The sequence below is a fragment of the Paramicrobacterium chengjingii genome, assembly GCF_011751765.2.
GTDB lineage: Bacteria > Actinomycetota > Actinomycetes > Actinomycetales > Microbacteriaceae > Paramicrobacterium > Paramicrobacterium chengjingii.
In genome coordinates, this window is sequence record NZ_CP061169.1 from 2,714,121 (window position 1) to 2,730,016 (window position 15,896).

The 15,896-nt window shown below is 63.6% G+C and carries 16 protein-coding genes; 10 read left to right on the plus strand and 6 right to left on the minus strand.

What is annotated here, in order from left to right:
• Positions 1–155 precede the first annotated feature (155 nt).
• The 3 genes from HCR76_RS13160 to HCR76_RS13170 all read left to right on the plus strand — a co-directional run bounded on the left by HCR76_RS13160 (position 156) and on the right by HCR76_RS13170 (position 3,599).
• The gene (locus tag HCR76_RS13160) at positions 156–1,571 is read left to right on the plus strand and encodes a DUF6421 family protein (protein WP_166991288.1); all 1,416 of its coding nucleotides are present in this window, start codon (positions 156–158) and stop codon (positions 1,569–1,571) included.
• Positions 1,572–1,641: 70 nt separating this feature from the next.
• A complete protein-coding gene (locus tag HCR76_RS13165; RefSeq protein ID WP_166991290.1) occupies positions 1,642–2,937 on the plus strand; it encodes a sensor histidine kinase in 1,296 nt (431 codons plus the stop codon).
• Entirely contained in the window at positions 2,934–3,599 is a 666-nt protein-coding gene (locus HCR76_RS13170; RefSeq protein ID WP_166991293.1) for a response regulator, read from the plus strand. Before HCR76_RS13165 ends, HCR76_RS13170 begins: the two co-directional genes overlap by 4 nt.
• Here HCR76_RS13170 and HCR76_RS13175 read toward each other — a convergent pair.
• The 3 genes from HCR76_RS13175 to HCR76_RS13185 are packed head-to-tail and all read right to left on the minus strand — an operon-like array spanning position 3,566 to position 5,641.
• On the minus strand, positions 3,566–3,952 hold the full coding sequence (locus tag HCR76_RS13175; protein ID WP_198248058.1) for a hypothetical protein: 387 nt from the start codon (positions 3,950–3,952) through the stop codon (positions 3,566–3,568). The genes HCR76_RS13170 and HCR76_RS13175 overlap by 34 nt on opposite strands.
• Before the next feature lie 52 nt (positions 3,953–4,004).
• Positions 4,005–4,847, minus strand: coding sequence for a helix-turn-helix transcriptional regulator (locus HCR76_RS13180; RefSeq protein WP_342357086.1), 843 nt, complete (start codon positions 4,845–4,847; stop codon positions 4,005–4,007).
• 23 nt (positions 4,848–4,870) lie between these two features.
• Positions 4,871–5,641, minus strand: a complete 771-nt coding sequence (locus HCR76_RS13185) for an SDR family NAD(P)-dependent oxidoreductase (protein ID WP_166991296.1) — start codon at positions 5,639–5,641, stop codon at positions 4,871–4,873.
• Between the two features lie 175 nt (positions 5,642–5,816).
• Between HCR76_RS13185 and HCR76_RS13190 the strand changes: the two genes are divergently transcribed.
• The 7 genes from HCR76_RS13190 (at position 5,817) to HCR76_RS13220 (ending at position 12,788) form a co-directional block, all read left to right on the plus strand.
• A complete protein-coding gene (locus HCR76_RS13190; protein WP_166991764.1) occupies positions 5,817–6,701 on the plus strand; it encodes an ABC transporter ATP-binding protein in 885 nt (294 codons plus the stop codon).
• Positions 6,698–7,789 carry an ABC transporter permease gene (locus tag HCR76_RS13195; protein ID WP_166991299.1) on the plus strand — a complete coding sequence of 364 codons (1,092 nt, stop codon included), beginning with the start codon at positions 6,698–6,700 and terminating at the stop codon, positions 7,787–7,789. The genes HCR76_RS13190 and HCR76_RS13195 overlap by 4 nt, the downstream gene beginning before the upstream one ends.
• 94 nt (positions 7,790–7,883) lie before the next feature.
• Positions 7,884–8,402 carry an SRPBCC domain-containing protein gene (locus tag HCR76_RS13200; RefSeq protein WP_166991302.1) on the plus strand — a complete coding sequence of 173 codons (519 nt, stop codon included), beginning with the start codon at positions 7,884–7,886 and terminating at the stop codon, positions 8,400–8,402.
• Positions 8,403–8,492: 90 nt separating this feature from the next.
• On the plus strand, positions 8,493–9,560 hold the full coding sequence (locus tag HCR76_RS13205; protein ID WP_244971397.1) for a threonine aldolase family protein: 1,068 nt from the start codon (positions 8,493–8,495) through the stop codon (positions 9,558–9,560).
• Positions 9,561–9,684: 124 nt separating this feature from the next.
• Positions 9,685–10,056, plus strand: a complete 372-nt coding sequence (locus HCR76_RS13210; protein WP_166991308.1) for a hypothetical protein — start codon at positions 9,685–9,687, stop codon at positions 10,054–10,056.
• 68 nt (positions 10,057–10,124) lie between these two features.
• The gene (gene acs / locus HCR76_RS13215) at positions 10,125–12,122 is read left to right on the plus strand and encodes an acetate--CoA ligase (protein WP_166991311.1); all 1,998 of its coding nucleotides are present in this window, start codon (positions 10,125–10,127) and stop codon (positions 12,120–12,122) included.
• Between the two features lie 81 nt (positions 12,123–12,203).
• A complete protein-coding gene (locus HCR76_RS13220) occupies positions 12,204–12,788 on the plus strand; it encodes a nitroreductase family protein (protein ID WP_166991314.1) in 585 nt (194 codons plus the stop codon).
• A gap of 92 nt (positions 12,789–12,880) precedes the next feature.
• On the opposite strand, the gene HCR76_RS13225 is transcribed toward HCR76_RS13220, so the two are convergent.
• From HCR76_RS13225 to HCR76_RS13235, 3 genes are all read right to left on the minus strand, one after another.
• On the minus strand, positions 12,881–13,873 hold the full coding sequence (locus HCR76_RS13225; protein WP_166991317.1) for a hypothetical protein: 993 nt from the start codon (positions 13,871–13,873) through the stop codon (positions 12,881–12,883).
• 73 nt (positions 13,874–13,946) lie between these two features.
• Positions 13,947–14,615, minus strand: coding sequence for a response regulator (locus HCR76_RS13230; RefSeq protein WP_166991320.1), 669 nt, complete (start codon positions 14,613–14,615; stop codon positions 13,947–13,949).
• Complete coding sequence (locus tag HCR76_RS13235; protein ID WP_166991323.1) at positions 14,612–15,853, minus strand: sensor histidine kinase; 1,242 nt, start codon at positions 15,851–15,853, stop codon at positions 14,612–14,614. Before HCR76_RS13235 ends, HCR76_RS13230 begins: the two co-directional genes overlap by 4 nt.
• Positions 15,854–15,896 lie beyond the last annotated feature (43 nt).

The window sequence follows — 15,896 nt, forward strand, 5'->3', positions numbered from 1 at the left end:
CGCTCATTACGCTCGTGCACCACGGGTCTAACGCTAGAGAATTGCGTGACAGCTCGTGATACGCATGATTATCCGCAGCTCGTCCACTTTTCACGATGCATTCCCGCATAGGCTCGAAAGCGAAGCGCGAACATCGAACGAGCGAGGAGGCTCCTATGGAACATGCCGCTGTCGACACTGCCGCACGCCCCGTCTCACGCGACGGCGGCATCACGACGAACCCGGCCTGGCTCAAGCTGAAGTCTGCGGCCACCGCTCTTCAGGCTCTGCAGTCCAAAGACGGGTCGATCGAAGACACGGATGCTCACGAGACGGCGCGCAGCCACGTCGCTGATCTGATCGATGGCGTGAACGAACTTTCTCCGCTCTTCCCCTGGGATGAGGAGTACCTCGCCGCGGTGCGCGCCGATTTCACCCGGTGGGTCGATGGCGGCTTCGGCATTCCTGACTTCTATGACGCGCTCGTCGCCTTCCGCCCAGAGCAGCACCGCGTCGACGGCTTGACGCACCTCGTCGTCTTTCCCATGTACACGCAAAACGGTTCGCGCAACCGCCACGTCGAAGCAGTGCTCGTCGAGGTGCTCTGGCCCGAGTTCATCGCTGAGCTCGAAGCAGGCGAGTTCTCGAACAAGCTGTTCGTCCCGATTCGCTTCATCGACTTCACGTCCGGCTACGACACCAACGCGGCGGTACTCTTCCCCGAAACCGTCGCTATGCGTGAGATTCCCCCATTCACATGGGGAGCCATCTTCCAGGATCGCGAAGCCGCGCGCTTTCGCCGCGTTGTGACGTCAGCATCCGATATCACAAAACTCGACCTGCCAGACGACGCCCGCGAGCTTCTCGAGAGCCAGCAGCTCGCCGAAGAAACCTTCGTCATGTGGGATCTCATCCACGACCGCACACACATGCGCGGAGACCTGCCGTTCGACCCGTTCATGATCAAGCAGCGCTCCCCCTACTTCATGTACTCGCTTGAAGAGATGCGGTGCGATATGACGGCGTTCCGCGAATCCGTGCGCCTCGAGCGGCAACTCACAATACGGGAGCAGAGCAACGGTGACCCTCTCACAGACGCTGAGAGCGCGGTGCTGCGCCATGCAAAGCTTGTGCAGTACGCCGTCATCTTCGACCGCATCTTCCGGTTCGCCCTCACCGGCACACGCAGCCGCAACTACGACGGACTAGGCGGGCAGCTGCTTTTTGCCTGGTTGCACCAACACGACGTGCTGCACTGGACAGACACAAAGCTCACGATCGATTGGGACGACGTGCCCGACGTCGTTGTCGCTCTCGGAGACGCCATCAACGAGCTGTACTGGCGCTCGATCGATCGTCCGAAGAAATCACACTGGCTCGCCGCCTATGACCTCGTTTGCTCCGTGCTCGAGCCTCATCCGGCCTCGGCTTGGGCACGTGGGCTCGATGACGAGACGCTCTCGGGGCTCCCTCGTGGAATGACGGATGCCGTTCTCGACGACGAGTTCCCCCTGTCGATGTTCTACGAGGCGCTCGGCAAGAAGATGGGCGACGTCATCGAGTCGACGTCAGGGATCACCGGCGCAGATTGACGCGCGGCCTGTTGTGAGAATCCGCCCCGTGGCGGATGCTCTGTGCGCACATTCTCGCTACCGTTGACGCATGAGCGACACTCTCGACCCGATAGAGCAGACGTGGCAGCGCCCGCCAGCCACTGTGGCAAGCCGTCGGCGCGATGCTCTCGGCGCGCTCGTGCTCTTCGCGTGCATGATGCCGAGCGCTGTGCTGTACCGGCTGGCGGGCGCGATGGGCGAGCACTCCGAGATGTGGATCACGATCGTCTGGGCCGCCGTCATGTGCGGAGCACTCGTGTTTCGGCGCCGCTGGCCCAGCGTCACCGCACTCGTCGTCGCCGCAGCGTACATCGCGGGCATGGAGCTGGGGGCCAGCGAGCTGCTCTTCAGCCAGATTGTCCTGTTCGTCTCGATGTACACGGTCGGGGCATGGGTGAGCGACCGACGCATCGTTCGATTCACGCTCGGCGCAATCATTGGCGCGATGCTCATCTGGCTCGCGATCGCCATGGTGACCGCGGTGACCGATCCGAGCATTCGCGGCGATTACAACGGATTTGGCACGCAGACCGCGATGCTCGCATACTTCGGCATTCAGGTCATCACAAATCTGCTGTATTTCGGTGGTGCCGCCTATTTCGGAACTCATGCGTTCCGGTCTGCCCGGCAACGCGCAGAACTCGAGTACCGCACGATGCAGCTCGAGCAGGAGCGCGAGCGCTCAGCATCCCAAGCTGTTGCACTTGAGCGGGTTCGCATTGCCCGTGAGCTCCACGATGTCGTCGCGCATCACGTATCGGTGATGGGAGTGCAGGCTGGCGCTGCGCGCACGGTGATGGACGCAAATCCGGATGCTGCGCGGTCATCGCTCGCAAACATCGAGCAGAACGCACGCACCGCAATCGACGAGCTGCATCATCTTGTGGGCACCCTTCGCCAAGGCGACGACGAGGAGGCGTCGGCCAGCGTGAGCACGATCAGCACCTCCCAATTGAGCGACTTGGTCAGAGAGTCATCGGAAGCAGGACTGCCCACGCACTTCGAAGTGCACGGATCCGCGCGCCCGCTCGCGGGAACCGTGTCGCTCACGCTCTTTCGCATTGCTCAGGAAGCCCTCACCAACGTTCGCAAATACGCGGGGCGCGAGGCAACGGCCGACATTCGTCTGCGCTATCTCGATTTCGCCGTCGAACTTGAAATCGCCAACACCGGTCTTGTTCCCGTCAAGCCTCGACCGGGTGGACTCGGTCACCTGGGAATGCGCGAGCGTGTCGCCGCCGTCGGCGGTGACATCGAGATCGGCCCCCGCTCGCGTGGCGGCTATCTCGTACGCGCACGCATTCCCATCACCGAGGCAGTCCTACCCACCGGAGCAACAGCATGAGCACTCGAGTACTTCTCGCCGACGATCACGAGATGGTGCGTGCCGGCTTTCGCATCATCCTCGATGCTCAGCCGGACATCGAGGTCGTCGGCGAAGCCGAGAATGGACAGGTCGCCGTTGATCTCGCGAGCGAGCTGGCGCCCGACCTCATCTGCATGGACGTACAGATGCCCGTGCTCGATGGACTCGAAGCGACGCGCCAGGTGACAGCATCAACCGACGCTGCCGTCATTATGCTCACAACATTTGATCGAGAGGACTACCTCTTCGCCGCACTCGAGGCAGGAGCGAGCGGCTTCCTGCTCAAGAACTCAAGCCCGGAAAAGCTCGTCGAGGCTGTGCACACCATCGCCTCGGGCGACGCACTGCTGTCGCCCGAGGTGACGCGTCGCGTCATCCAGCGATTCTCATCTGCCAGTGCGCCCGCTGCGTCACGCCCGAGTGCTGCTGCTGAACTCGGGCAGCTCACAGAACGAGAGGCAGAGGTTCTGCAGCTCGTCGCGCAAGGGTTGTCCAACTCCGAGATCGCTCGAAGTCTCTATGTCGGCGACGCGACGGTGAAGTCGCATGTCTCAAAGATTCTGCAGAAACTTGCTCTTCGCGACCGGATTCAAGCAGTCGTCTTCGCCTACGAGAACGGCGTCGTCGTTCCGCGCGCCTGACCGGGCTCGTCTGCTGGGCTCTGCACTGCCGAGTCTCCCGTTTCGTCGCCGAGAGGCGGCGCTGCAACGAGGAACTCCTCTGAGACCTCGGCGCGTGAGAACGGACCTCGCCCGTCACGGAGATGCTGCGGCTCGTCGAACTGCACAGTCCAGACGCGCGCCTGCACACTCTGGTTGGTCACGCCGCTGTGCGGGAGTACGGCGCCGCTTCCAACGATGAGCCCCGTCGGTTCGTCTGCGAAGCTGTCGCCCGTGGCACCGTCGACCACGTGCACAGGCACGCCAATTCCGAACGGTGTGCCCGTGGCATCCGACGTCTGCCTTATCGAGGAGCGTTTGCTTGAAAACCACACGACGTCAGTCTCTCAGACTCCGACGACTCACGAGCTCAGAATGCCGCCCTCTTCACACAACGTGGCCACTCAGAACGCCCAGCAGTCGGAGCTTCTCGGCGCTTTCGCTCCCCGGCGTCGCCGTGAAGACGAGGAGCCCCTGACTCTGGTCGATGTCGAACAGCGACTGGCAATAGACCTCCATGACTCCGACCTCAGGGTGGACAAGCCGCTTGTACTGACTGTGTTTGTGCTCGACGCGATGCTCAGCCCACAACGTTCTGAACTCGGCGCTTGATTCCGTCAGCGCATCGGCGACGTCGGCCGCGGGCGAGGGGCGCCCATCGCGCACGTAGGCCGTCCGAAGGTCGGCGACGAAGTCCCGCGCGCGCTGCTCGTGATCATCGTCTGGATAGACCGTCCGGGAGTCCGGGGCGGTGAACCAGCGATACACAACGCTGCGCTCGAGGCCCGAGAACCGCGTCTCGTCGCCGAAAAGCGTGATCGCGAGTCCCGTCTGATAGAGAATCTCGCCCGCGCTGCCGACGACCATGGCCGGAGTATCAGCGAGGCGATCGAGAATTCTCATGATTCCGGCATCAACGTGGTCTCCGCGCATGATGCGGCGCGGCACAGGGTATCCGCCGAGGCGCAGAAGATAGTCCCGTTCATCGAGCGACAGGCGAAGCCCTCTCGCAAGCGCGACGAGCATCTGCTCACTCGGATGCGGGCCTCTGCTCTGCTCCATGCGGCTGTAATAGTCGACAGACAAGCCGGCGAGCGCGGCGACCTCCTCCCGACGCAAGCCATCCGTCCGACGGCGCGGCCCCCGCGGCATACCGACGTCTTCGGGCTGAAGCGCAGCTCGGCGGGTGCGAAGGAAGTCCGCGAGCTGCGCCCTGTCGTCACTCATCATGTGCTCATTCTGCCCGACGCGGTTCAGAGCCGCATTCCTCCGGATGCCTCGACTCTCTGGCCCGTCACCCACCCCATGTTCTTGGAGGCGAGCGATGCGACAGCTGCTCCGATGTCATCCGGCTGCCCGACGTGGCCCATGGCGATGATGCCCGAGAGCACGTCACGGATGCCTTCGTCGTCGCGGAGCGATCCCCCACCGAAGTCGGTGGCCGTCGCACCGGGCGCGATCGCATTCACGGTGATACCGCGCGGAGCTAGATCTCGTGCAAGGTAGCGTGTCCACACCTCGACCGCCCCTTTCGCGGCCGCGTACACCGAGTAGCCGTTCTCGCCGACGAACCGAGAGAGACCGCTCGATGTGTTGATGATGCGGCCCCCATCGGCGATGTACGGCTCAAGAGCCTGTGTGAGCATCACAACGCCGACGACATGCATGTCAAAGGCGTCTCGGATCTGCTGTGCGCCGATCTCGCCGAGCGGAGTCCATACCGCGGCACCTGCGTTGTTGACGAGGATGTCGAAGTTGTCGCGCCCCCAGCCGTCAGAGAGCTCGGTGCGCACCTGCGAGGCGAATGCATCGAACGAGTCCGCGTCAGTGACGTCGAGGGGAAGCGCTACGGCTCGGCGGTCGAGCGCTGCGATCTCGTCGACCACCGCTTCGGCTTGCTGCGCGCCCGTACGGTACGTCACGATCACGTCGACGCCGCTTCGCGCAAGAGCAAGGGCTTCACTCCTACCGATTCCTCGATTGGATCCGGTGACGAGTGCTATGCGTTCCTGTGTTGTATTCATGTTCCTACTGTCGCGCCGTGTCACGAAACGAGGAATGCCATGTTCAACCAGGGATCGACTGTCCTACCTTCGGGTCCTCCGCCTGGCGGATGAGAGCCGAAACCCGCCCAGCGGCGGATGCCGTCAGGCAATGCCGAGCCATAACGTTGAGTCAGACCCGATGAAAGGATCGACAGTGCTCGAGATCTCCGGCATCACCAAGAACTTCGGAACACGCCGTGTTCTGAATGACGTAGGCTTTACGGTCGCGCCAGGCCGCCTCACCGGCTTCGTCGGTGGCAACGGCGCAGGTAAGACGACGACGATGAGGATCATTCTCGGCCTACTGACGTCAGACTCAGGAAGCGTCAGCTTTGATGGACGTCCACTCTCGGCATCCGACCGACGTGCATTCGGCTATATGCCGGAAGAACGCGGCCTCTACCCCAAGATGAAGGTAGCCGAGCAGCTCATCTACCTCGCACGGCTTCACGGGTTCAGCCTCGCCCATGCACAGCGAAACGCCGACAGCCTGCTCGAGAGCCTCGATCTCGCGGAACGGGCGAACGACCCCATTGAAGACCTCTCGCTCGGAAATCAGCAGCGTGCGCAGATCGCCGCCGCTCTTGTGCATGAGCCGACGACGCTGATTCTCGATGAGCCGTTCTCCGGACTCGACCCACTGGCTGTCGACACCGTCGTCGGCGTGCTCGGCGAGTACGCATCCGGCGGGGTTCCCGTGCTGTTCTCAAGCCATCAGCTCGACATCGTCGAACGTCTGTGCGACGACCTCGTGATCATCGCCGGCGGCGAAATTCGCGCAAGCGGCTCTCGCGAGCAGCTGCGCGCCGAGCACTCGGCGAATCGCTTCGAACTACTCTTCACCGGCGACGCAGGTTGGCTTCGTGAAACGCCGGGCGTGAGCGTTCTCGACTTCGACGGCGGCTATGCGATCTTCGATGTCGACGACGACGCGACGGCGCAGCACGTGCTGCGCCGCGCCGTTGACGAAGGTGCCGTCACAACGTTCGCTCCGAAGCATCCATCGCTCGCAGAGATCTTCAAGGAGGTCATCGCATGACCACCCCCACGCACGCCCCGAGCTTCACCTCGAGCACCTGGCTTGTCGCCGAACGCGAGATCATGGCGCGACTGCGCAGCAAGGCATTTGTCATCTCGACGATCATCCTGTTCGTCATCACGATCGGCGCGCTGATCATCGGTGGCCTCACGGTGCAGAACCAATCGGATGCTCCGATCGCAACGGTTGGCGAGGCGTCGTCTGCGCTCGACGGCGTCGACGGGTATGACGTCACGGAGGTGTCGAGCGTCGACGAAGCGAAGACCCTTGTCGCAGACGGCGATGCCGACGCGGCTCTGATCCCCGACGATTCAGCGGTCGGGGTGGCCATCATCGCCGATACCGAGGCGCCGACGTCGCTCATGATGCAGCTCAGCATCACGCCGAAGGTGACGCTTCTGGACACCAGCGCCGAGAGCCCGCTCATCGCCTATTTCGTCGCCATCGGTTTCGGACTTGTGTTCTTCATGTCTGCAATGACCTTCGGGCAGGTGATTGCGCAGAGCGTCGTTGAAGAGAAGCAGACTCGCGTTGTCGAGATTCTCATGTCGGCGATCCCCGTGCGCTCGCTGCTTGCGGGCAAAGTGCTCGGCAACTCGATTCTGGCGTTCGGGCAGATTGCTGTGCTCGCCGTGCTGTCGATCATCGGTCTCTCGGTGATCGGTCAGAGTGACCTGCTGCTTGGGCTCGGCGCCCCCATCGTGTGGTTCGTTGCCTTCTTCGCCATCGGATTCATTCTGCTCGCAGCAATGTTCGCAGCCACCGGCTCGATGGTGTCGCGACAGGAAGATATTGGGTCGACAACGACACCCGTCACGATGCTCGTGATGCTTCCCTACTTCCTCGTCATCTTCTTCCACGACAACCCGCTCGTGCTCGGCATCATGTCGTACGTACCGTTCTCGGCTCCGGTCGGCATGCCGATGCGGCTGTTCCTCGGCACAGCCGAATGGTGGGAGCCGCTTCTATCACTGCTCGTTCTCGCAGTATCCGCAGTCGTCGTCGTGATCATCGGCTCACGCATCTACGAGAATTCGCTGCTCAAGATGGGTTCGCGCGTGAAATGGGGGGAGGCCCTCAGCCGCTGATTGTCGGCGTCTGAGCACGACCGCCCGCAGGCTTCTGCGGGCGGTCGCCATTTTGGTGCTGGACGAGCATCGAGACACATCGCACACTGGAGGCATGGCCGAATTCCAACTGCCAGAGCATCCCCTCGGCGCGACGCTCATCGACATGGGCACGCACCAGCTGCTCACGCTTGAACGGACGATGGAGCATTCCACGGCGACACTGTGGCCCGCCCTCACGGAACGCGCAATCATCGTGCGCTGGGCGCCGTTCTCGCCCGACCGTGATCTCGACCGGCTGGGAACCATCTCGCTGCGCCAGACCGATGACCTCGAGGCGAACGCCAATCTGGGCAAAGTGCTGACCGCGGCAACGCAGCAGATGCTGTCGTTGATGTGGGCAGACGACCGCATAGACATCGAGTTGGCTCCGTCGCCCGAGGGCACCATCGTGCAGCTCAGCCATGTGTTTGCCGATGTCTCTCTCGCGCCGAGCCTTGCGGCCGGGTGGCACATCTGCCTACAGGCGCTCGACGCTGTCGCGGGCGGCATCCAGATTCCGCTCGTCGTCGGCGACGCCGCCCATGCTGCCGGCTGGGACGCGCTCTACGACGAGTACATGAAACGACTGTGATCCGCCGGTGTTCGCCCAAACGTCGCAATATCGCAGGATTCCTGCGCCCGATGCAAGCATCGATGCCGTCGGATGGGTGAGGATGGAGGTGTGAACTCTCTGCACGATCCCACAGTCAAGCAATTCGCCTCCGACAACTACGCCGGCGCGCACCCCGAGATCATCGACGCGATCGTCGCTGCCAATGGCGGCCATCAGATCGCCTACGGAGAGGACGTCTACACGGCGCGCCTCGCCGATGTGTTCGAACGCCACTTCGGAGACGGGGTCCAGGTGTTCCCCGTGTTCAACGGCACAGCGGCGAACGTGATCGGATTGCAGTCGATGCTGCCTCGATGGGGCGCTGTGATCACAGCATCCACCGCCCACATTCACGTTGACGAAAATGGCGCACCTGAGCGCGTCGGCGGCATGAAGCTACTCACCGTTGACACGCCAGACGGCAAGCTCACCCCCGAGTTGATCGATACCGAGGCGTGGGGCTGGGGCGATGAGCACCGGGCTCAGCCGCTCGTCGTGTCGATCACGCAGTCGACCGAGGTCGGAACCCTCTATACGCCAGAAGAGGTGCGTGCGATCGCCGATCACGTGCACGAGCGCGGCATGAAGCTGCACATGGACGGCGCACGCATCGCCAACGCCGCCGTGGCTCTTGACCTTCCGCTGCGCACCATCACGAGGGATGCGGGCGTTGACGTCATGAGCTTTGGCGGAACAAAGAACGGGATGCTGTTCGGCGAGGCCATCGTGGTTTTCGACGAGAAGGCGTCCGACGGGCTCGTTTACCTGCGCAAGATGAACATGCAGCTCGCATCGAAACAGCGCTTCATCTCTGCCCAGCTCATCACCCTGCTCGAGGGCGATCTGTGGAAGCGCTCGGCACAGCAGGCGAACGCGATTGCCGCGCAACTGCGTCGTCGGCTCGACGAGCTCATCGCTCAGGGCGAGCTGCCCGGCGTCACCTTCTCGCAGGCGACGCAATCGAATGCAATCTTCGTCAAACTCCCCGACGGCATCGCCGACACCGTGCGTGAGAAGTTTCGCTTCTATGACTGGGACGCCGATCACAACGAAGTGCGATGGATGTGCGCGTTCGACACCACAGAGGCCGACATCGACGCGTTCATCGCCGAGATTCGACAGGCATTCGCTTCTTAGCACTCACAGAATGACGGCGAAACGGATGCTGCCCAGCATCCCGCGTCGTGCGGTGACACAGACCGTCATATGACGTACGGGAATTCCTCCGAAAGCGTCCAGTTTGCAGTGGCATACTTGCCGCATGCCCGGCCGGATTCCCGCCTCTTCACGCCCTGAATGGGACCTCGTGGCATCCGTCGTACTGCAGGTGCTGCTCGTCATGACGGTGGGCCTCACGCTGCTTGTCGCGAGTTTTCTCGGGCTATCGACAATTCCCTGCATCGAAGTAGGTCGCTACTGCAATTTCGGTCTCATCGGCTTGGGCACGACGATCGCACTGTGGGTTCCCATCGCCTCGGTGATCGTGTTCACCATCTGGACGATTCGTCGTCTTGTCACGAGCCGCATGGCGTACTGGGTGCCAGTGATTGGGCTGCTTGTGTGCGTCGTCGGCTACGGACTCGGCTCCGTGCTCGTGAGCATCGGCATGCCCCTCCCCCTCTTCAGCCGCTGACCGCGCTCTGTTACAGAGAGTTTCACTGCTGCACGCGGCCGACTCTCCACGACGCTTACGGTCGGGGTATGACTTCAGCAATCGACGTGCACGCGAGGAACACGAGCCTCTACCCAGCCCCGGAGCACCTCGCACTCACGGCCAACGTCACAGCGGCAGACGTCGCACTGGCGGATGCGCACCCACTCGCTTTCTGGGAGCAAGCAGCACGCAGGCTCGACTGGCACACTCCATGGCATACAGTTCACACATGGGAGCCCGTGCGACAGCGAGATGACGGAGCGCTCACTGTGCCGAAGGCCGAGTGGTTCGCTGGTGGCACTCTCAACGTTGCAGTGAACTGTGTCGACAGGCATGTCGCTGCCGGCCGCGGCGACACTGTGGCTCTGCACTTCGAGGGCGAGCTCGGCGACCGTCGCACCCTCACCTACGCCGACCTGCAGCGCGAGGTGTCACGAGCGGCGAACGCGCTCACCGCTCTGGGCGTCGGCACGGGCGACCGCGTTGTCATTTATCTCCCCGTCATTCCCGAGACGCTGATCGCCACGCTGGCCGTCGCGCGCATTGGTGCGATCCACTCGCTTGTTTTTGGCGGGTTCAGCGCCGAAGCCGTGAAGTTTCGCATTCACGACACGGGCGCGAAGCTTCTCATCACGAGCGATGGCCAATTTCGGCGCGGTGCGGCCGTGCCCGTCAAAGCGCAGGCGGATGCCGCGGTGGCGGAGTCACCAAGCATCGAGCATGTGCTTGTGATTCGCCGCACGGGCGAGCAGACGCCAGACGTACCGTGGACTGATGGCCGCGATCTCTGGTGGCACGACGTTGTCGCGACAGCATCCGACACCCATGTTCCTGAGTATTTCGACGCCGAGACGCCGCTGTTCATCATGTACACATCGGGAACGACGGGTACGCCCAAGGGTCTCGTTCACACATCGGGCGGCTACCTCGTTCAGGCGAGCTATTCGCACTGGGCGATCTTCGATCTGAAGCCACACGACGTTCACTGGTGTACGGCCGACCTTGCCTGGGTGACGGCGCACACGTATTCAATCTACGGGCCCCTCTCGAATGGCGCCACGCAGGTGATGTACGAGGGCACGCCCGACACTCCGCATGCTGGCAGGCACTTCGAGATCATCGAACGGTACGGGGTGACGACGTATTACACGGCTCCGACGCTGATTCGGTCGCTGATGGGCCGATTTCCTGACGGACCACCCGCTCACTACGACCTGTCGAGCATCCGGCTTCTCGGCACTGTCGGCGAGGGGATCAATCCATCGGCCTGGCGCTGGTTTCACGAGCGAGTCGGCCGGGGCGAATGCCCCATTATCGACACGTGGTGGCAGTCGGAGACCGGAGCCGCGGTGATCGCGCCGCTGCCGGGGGTCTCGACGCTCAAACCAGGGTCGGCGACCAGGGCCTTGCCGGCATTGTCGACGCGGGTGGTGGATGCCGCAGGCAACACGGCTGCCCCCGGCGTCGGCGGAACGCTCGTCGTCGATCGCACGGGACCCGCGCTTGCCCGTACAGTGTGGGGCGATGCGGAGCGGTATCGCGATTCCTATTGGGCGGACTATTGGCGGCAGGGATGGTTCGCGTCTGGCGATGGCGCCACTGTGGATGCTGATGGAGACACCCGGGTGCTCGGCCGCATCGACGATGTGATCAATGTTTCGGGGCATCGTCTCTCGGCACTCGAGATCGAGTCGGCGCTCGTATCGCACTCCGCCGTTGTGGAGGCCGGCGTCGCCGGTGTCGAGGATGCCGTCACAGGCAGCGCCATTGCGGCATTCGTTGTCGTTGGCGACGCAGAGCTCGCCCGGACGCATCCCGAGCTCGTCGCATCGCTTCGTGAGCACGTCGCCATTCAGATCGGGCCGATCGCCAAACCTGCCCACGTCTTCGCTGTGCGTGAGCTGCCGAAGACGCGATCGGGAAAGATCCTCCGGCGCCTCCTCGCTCGTATTGTCGATGGGCGTCCGCTCGGCGACACCACGAGTCTGCATGATGCGACAGTTCCCGACGAGCTCGCCACCGCCGTGCGTCAGCAGAATTTCTGACATCTGCGGAATAAGCTCTGTCATCCAATGCGTTTGCATGTATCGGAGCCCAACGTCCCAACATCGACATCAAGGAGATCCATGACCCCGCAGGACCGCATTGCTGTGACAAGCTCACCGATTTCGGAGGTGATCGCCAGCCGTTGGAGCCCTCGCTCATTCGACGTGACCGTTGCGGTTCCCGAGGCGAAGCTCACGTCGGCGTTGGAGGCAGCGCGCTGGGCAGCATCCGCCGCCAACACTCAGCCTTGGCGATTCATTGTGGCTCGCCGTGGAACGGCGGAGCACGCGGCGATCGTCGAAAACCTGCTTGGTTTCAACCAGCAGTGGGCTGTCACCGCTGCAGCTCTTATCGTGAACGTCGCCGAGACGGTGACCGAAGACGGCACCGATCGCCGATGGGCAGAATACGACCTGGGGCAGGCCGCGGCTACACTCACGCTGCAGGCTCACAAAGATGGACTGCACGTTCACCAGATGGGCGGGTTCGATCCTGAGGGGTTGCACGCAGCGTTCGATCTTGACGAGCGATTCCGCGTCGTCTCAGTTGCAGCGCTTGGTGTGCTTGCCAGACCGGAAGCGCTGCCCGATGAGACGTTGCGCGCGCGTGAGGTGGCTCCACGCGAACGTAGGCCGCTCGACGAAATTGTGCTCGTCAACGCGTAGCCTGCAGGGTCAGAACACCACCTCAGACGAGAAAACAGTCGCGGGAGGGGGGCCGGTATCGGCCGCCCCTCCTCCCTGTGATTTCTCCCACCTCAGGCAAGGCGGTCGATGCGCACACGGCGTCGGAGATACTCGGCGAGCGCCACGGCGAGCGCGATCGCCCACAGCGGCCACAGAAGCTCGGGCCCGACGGTCGACCAGTTCTCGCTGAGCGGAAAGGCTCCCGTCATGAACACGCGAACAAACATCACGCCCCCGGCAAAGATGGCGAGCGCTCCGATCGTGACGGGCACTGCAGCGAGCGACAGTGGAACCCGCCGTCCGCCGAGCGCTGGCACCCAGCGCGGCAGCCGCTCGCCCCACCTCTGCACGAGGCCGAGCGTGAGCAGCGCCACCGCTGCTGCGACGCTCGCGAGCCCGAGGCCGATGTTCCAGAGGCCGGATTCCTGCCCGTCGACCAGCATCTGGTCTGAGATGCCGAGAGGGATCCCCGCCGCCCACGCAAACCGGACTGCAGCGTAGATAGCCGGCACCGCGACAGCAATGGCAACGGCAACCGTCGCGAGCCCGGACGGGCGTCTCCCGTCCACCGCGATGATCCGCCCAGCGGGCGCTCGCACGGCTGCTGCGATCCACACTGCCGATCCCAGCAGCATCCCGAGCTGCAGCGTCAGCGGCCCGTCAAGCGGCACGAGCCGGAAGCTCAGCGCATACCCGATCAGCGCCATCACTCGCGCGTCAGCGACGACGACTGTACTGAACAGCGTGAGGGCACCCGCGTACACCGCGAGCAGGGTGATGGGCGGAGTGCCCGCGCGAGTGATCGCCCTCGTCGCGATGCCCACTCCCGTGATGCCGACCACGACGAGCAGCAGCGAGGCGACGGCGTGTGGTGGCGCATCGATCAGAGCGGTGAAGTCGTCGGCGACGAAGGTACCGAACGGAGCAGCAACGAGGCCGACAAGCCAAAGCACGGATGCTGCCACGAGGCCGATCGACCAGATGAGTGCAGCGAAGAGGGCAACGCGGCTGCGACGGTGCTGCATGCCCGCGTCACGGGCTGTGATGTGAGGTGAGGTATTCATGATTCCAGCGTCGCGATCGGCGCGCTTCGGGTCTCCCCCTGCCCGGGGGAATGTGTTCCCCGCGCGGGGGAAATCAGCGAGTTTCGTTCCTTGGCAAGGCTGCACCTGGTTCGATGAAGCCCGATTCGTATGCGGCGATCACAGCCTGCGTGCGGTCGCGTGCCGCGAGCTTCATCAGGATGCTGGCGACATGGGATTTCACGGTCTCCGCCCCGACGAAGAGTTCCGATGCAATCTGTGCGTTCGACAGTCCGCGTGCAACGCCACGCAGCACGTCTTTCTCGCGTTCGCTGAGGTGCGCCGTCGCCAGCTTGTCTCCTCGCGAACTTTGCCGTGTTGCGAGCCGGCGGATGCGCGCGGGGTAGAGAAGCGAGTCGCCCTCGGCGACGATCCGCACGGCACGCACGAGCTCCGCCGGCTCCGCGCGTTTCACGACGAAGCCGTCCGCGCCGGCTTTCAACGCCTCGTAGACGTGGTCGTCGCTGTCGAACGTGGTGAGAATCAGAACGCGAGGACTGTCCGGGCGCTGTCGAAGAAGCCGGGTCGCCTCGATGCCGCTCACCCGCGGCATGCGTACGTCCATGACCAGCAGATCGGGTGTGAACTCGTCGACGAGGTTCAGCACGTCTTCGCCATCCGACCCCTCGCAGACGACGCTCAAGCCAGGCTCAGCATCGAGAATTGCGCGCAGTCCCGCGCGAACCAGAGGTTCGTCGTCGACAAGTGCCAGACGAATGCTCACGCGGCACCTCCCGCTGGTCCGTGCGTCGGTAGCGTGGCGGCAAGCCGCCAGCGCCCGTCGCTGACGTCAATCTGGCATTCGCCGCCCAGCACAGATACCCGCTCGCGCAGGCCGGTGAGCCCGCGCCCGTCGATCACGCGGATCGCCTCCGTGTCGTTGTCGATGCGAATACTGAGTTGATCGCGCCCGACCACGATCTCAATGGTGATGCATGGCGTCGCCGAGTATCGCAGGGCGTTTGTGACCCCTTCTTGCACCACGCGGTACGCCTCGCGGCCCAGACTCGCGGGCAGTCGCTCCGGGTCGCCATCCAGGCACAGTTCGACGCTGAAACCAGCCGCACGTGTCTCCTCGGCGAGCAGTGCGACATCACCCAGCGTGCGACGGTTGGGGGCATGGTCGTCTCGTGCCGCTTCTCTGTCGCGCAGCACAGAGAGCACGTAGTCGAGTTCGGCAACAGCGCTGCGCGACACCCGTTCTATCTCAGAGAGCGCAGCACGCGCGGCATCCGAGTCGCTCTCCATCGTTCGGCGGGCGACGATCGCCTGCATTGTCGTGACGGTGAGGGCGTGGCCGACCGAGTCGTGTACGTCACGCGCGAGTGCTCCGCGACGTCGAGTGGCAGACGCCTCTTCGGCGTCGCGGGCGCGCTGCTCGTCACGAGATGGCCCGAGCAGCAGGGTCGCATACCACGGCAGAAGGTACCCGGCCCCGATCGTGAACGCGACGATGAGCACCGAAGCAACAGCGCACAGCACGAGTGCTGTCGCATGATCGACAACGGAAACGGCGAAGGCGTCACGCATCAGCTCGGCGCCCGTTTCTTTGTCGCCCAGAGCATCGCCGATCAGCACGGCAAGCAGCGGAAAGACGAAGGCGACTCCCACGATCAGGATGCCGCCCGAGGCGATATGCCCGGCGAAGAAAAGTGCGCCTCGCGCCGTGTCGGCGAACGTTGCGCGCGCCCGAGGTTCGGCAACGACGGAGTCGAGCAGCTGTGACGCAACAGTGCGCTCAAGAGCGCGCGTCACCGGAAGCGTCGCCGGAACGATCAGCAGCGCGGCGACAGCGATGCTCGACCAGCGCGCATACCAAGCGATGTCGTCGCCTGTCCAGAGGGCAACACCCCAGATGAGGATCGCTCCGTACGGAATGGCAACGAGCCCGCCGATGAGCAGCACAAGCAGACGTCGCCACGCAGCCCCAACGAGAGACGCCACCTTCGAATGCCCGGTCACGAGTCCATCGTGCCGGACAACGGCGCAGGCCGCTTCCCCCGCG

Excerpts from the sequence above, each read along its gene's own strand:
- HCR76_RS13200 (WP_166991302.1), top strand. The coding sequence starts at position 7,884 with ATGGCCGAATTCCAACTGCCAGAGCATCCCCTCGGCGCGACGCTCATC.
- HCR76_RS13170 (WP_166991293.1), top strand. The coding sequence starts at position 2,934 with ATGAGCACTCGAGTACTTCTCGCCGACGATCACGAGATGGTGCGTGCC.
- HCR76_RS13185 (WP_166991296.1), bottom strand. The coding sequence starts at position 5,641 with ATGAATACAACACAGGAACGCATAGCACTCGTCACCGGATCCAATCGA.
- HCR76_RS13225 (WP_166991317.1), bottom strand. The coding sequence starts at position 13,873 with ATGAATACCTCACCTCACATCACAGCCCGTGACGCGGGCATGCAGCAC.
- acs (WP_166991311.1), top strand. The coding sequence starts at position 10,125 with ATGACTTCAGCAATCGACGTGCACGCGAGGAACACGAGCCTCTACCCA.
- HCR76_RS13220 (WP_166991314.1), top strand. The coding sequence starts at position 12,204 with ATGACCCCGCAGGACCGCATTGCTGTGACAAGCTCACCGATTTCGGAG.
- HCR76_RS13160 (WP_166991288.1), top strand. The coding sequence starts at position 156 with ATGGAACATGCCGCTGTCGACACTGCCGCACGCCCCGTCTCACGCGAC.
- HCR76_RS13180 (WP_342357086.1), bottom strand. The coding sequence starts at position 4,847 with ATGATGAGTGACGACAGGGCGCAGCTCGCGGACTTCCTTCGCACCCGC.
- HCR76_RS13165 (WP_166991290.1), top strand. The coding sequence starts at position 1,642 with ATGAGCGACACTCTCGACCCGATAGAGCAGACGTGGCAGCGCCCGCCA.
- HCR76_RS13210 (WP_166991308.1), top strand. The coding sequence starts at position 9,685 with ATGCCCGGCCGGATTCCCGCCTCTTCACGCCCTGAATGGGACCTCGTG.
- HCR76_RS13195 (WP_166991299.1), top strand. The coding sequence starts at position 6,698 with ATGACCACCCCCACGCACGCCCCGAGCTTCACCTCGAGCACCTGGCTT.